The 1,519-nt window shown below is 62.1% G+C and carries 2 protein-coding genes; both read right to left on the bottom strand.

Annotated elements, in window-relative coordinates; genetic code table 11:
- A partial coding sequence (locus Q0341_RS06860; RefSeq protein WP_299511465.1) for an SDR family NAD(P)-dependent oxidoreductase occupies positions 1–238 on the bottom strand: 238 nt, incomplete at its 3' end.
- Between the two features lie 100 nt (positions 239–338).
- A partial coding sequence (locus Q0341_RS06855) for an acetyl-CoA C-acyltransferase (protein ID WP_299511463.1) occupies positions 339–1,519 on the bottom strand: 1,181 nt, incomplete at its 5' end.

The following is a 1,519-nucleotide window of genomic DNA, read 5'->3' as shown; positions in this document are numbered from 1 at the left end:
CCCCCGCCACGTAAATGGCCAGGTCGATCTTCTCGCCGTCGAGTTGCCAAGCCAGGCCGGAGTTACTGGCAGGGTTCGCGACATCAAGCCGCAAGGTTTGAGCGCCCAAGGCTTTGAGTTGGGCAAGACCTTCCTCCGAACGGGCGGTGGCGATCACGCGATCGCCATGGCCGATGTATTGGCGCGCCAGTTCAAAGCCAATGCCGCGGGATGCGCCGATGAGGAGAATGGTGGTCATGACTATTTGATGGTGTAGGTCGGCGGCTTTAGCCCCGACATGAACCCTGAGAAGGCAGATGTCGGACCTGAAGGCACCGACCTACAAGGATGCGAGGGCATCACACCAATTCCAGCGCCACAGCCGTGCCTTCGCCGCCGCCAATGCACAGCGTGGCCAAGCCTTTTTTGAGGCCGCGTGCTTTGAGCGCGTGGATCAGCGTGACCATGATGCGTGCGCCGGATGCGCCAATCGGGTGGCCCAGCGCGCAAGCGCCGCCATTCACGTTGACCTTGTCATGCGACACGTTCAGCTCTTTCATGAGCGCCATGGGCACCACGGCAAAGGCTTCATTGACTTCCCACAGGTCGACGTCTTCGACTGTCCAACCCGCTTTGGCCAGTGCCTTTTGGGTCGCACCCACTGGGGCAGTGGCAAACCACTCAGGCTCTTGTGCGTGGGTGGCGTGGCTCACGATGCGGGCCAGCGGTTTGCAGCCGAGTTTGGCAGCAGTGCTTTCGCGCATGAGCACCATGGCGGCAGCACCGTCGTTGATGGACGAGCTGCTGGCGGCGGTGATGGTGCCGTCTTTTTTGAAGGCGGGCTTGAGGCTACTGATTTTGTCGAGCTTGACTCTGCCCGGGCCTTCGTCGATGGACACCACGCGTTCGCCACTGCGATCTTTCACCATCACAGGCGTGATCTCGGTGGCAAATGCACCCGACTCGGTGGCGGCCTTGGCGCGCTGCACGCTGGTGGTGGCAAAGTGGTCTTGCTCGGCGCGGGTGAAGCTGTATTTGGCGGCGCAGTCTTCGCCAAAGGTGCCCATGCTGCGACCGGCTTCGTAGGCGTCCTCAAGACCGTCGAGCATCATGTGGTCGTAAATTTTGTCGTGGCCCATGCGGTAACCGCCACGGCCTTTGAGCATGAGGTAAGGCGCATTGGTCATGCTTTCCATGCCGCCAGCCACCAACACATCGTGCGAGCCGGCCACCAGCATGTCGTGCGCAAACATGGCCGCGCGCATGCCGGAGCCGCACATTTTGGACAAGGTGACTGCACCTGCACTCTTAGGCAAGCCGCCCTTGAAGCCCGCCTGACGCGCTGGGGCTTGGCCTTGGCCCGCCATGAGGCAGTTGCCAAACAAAACTTCGGTGACGAGCTCAGGGCTGATGCCTGCGCGCTCGACGGCTGCCTTGATGGCGGCACCGCCCAAGTCGTGCGCAGCCAGCGCAGAAAAGTCGCCCTGGAAGCTGCCCATGGGGGTGCGGGCAGCGCTGACGATGACGATGGGATCGTGTG

Source organism: uncultured Limnohabitans sp., assembly GCF_937889215.1.
GTDB lineage: Bacteria > Pseudomonadota > Gammaproteobacteria > Burkholderiales > Burkholderiaceae_C > Limnohabitans_A.
The sequence above is the reverse complement of the archived record's forward strand: the minus strand, read 5'-3'. Positions and strand labels throughout refer to the sequence as shown.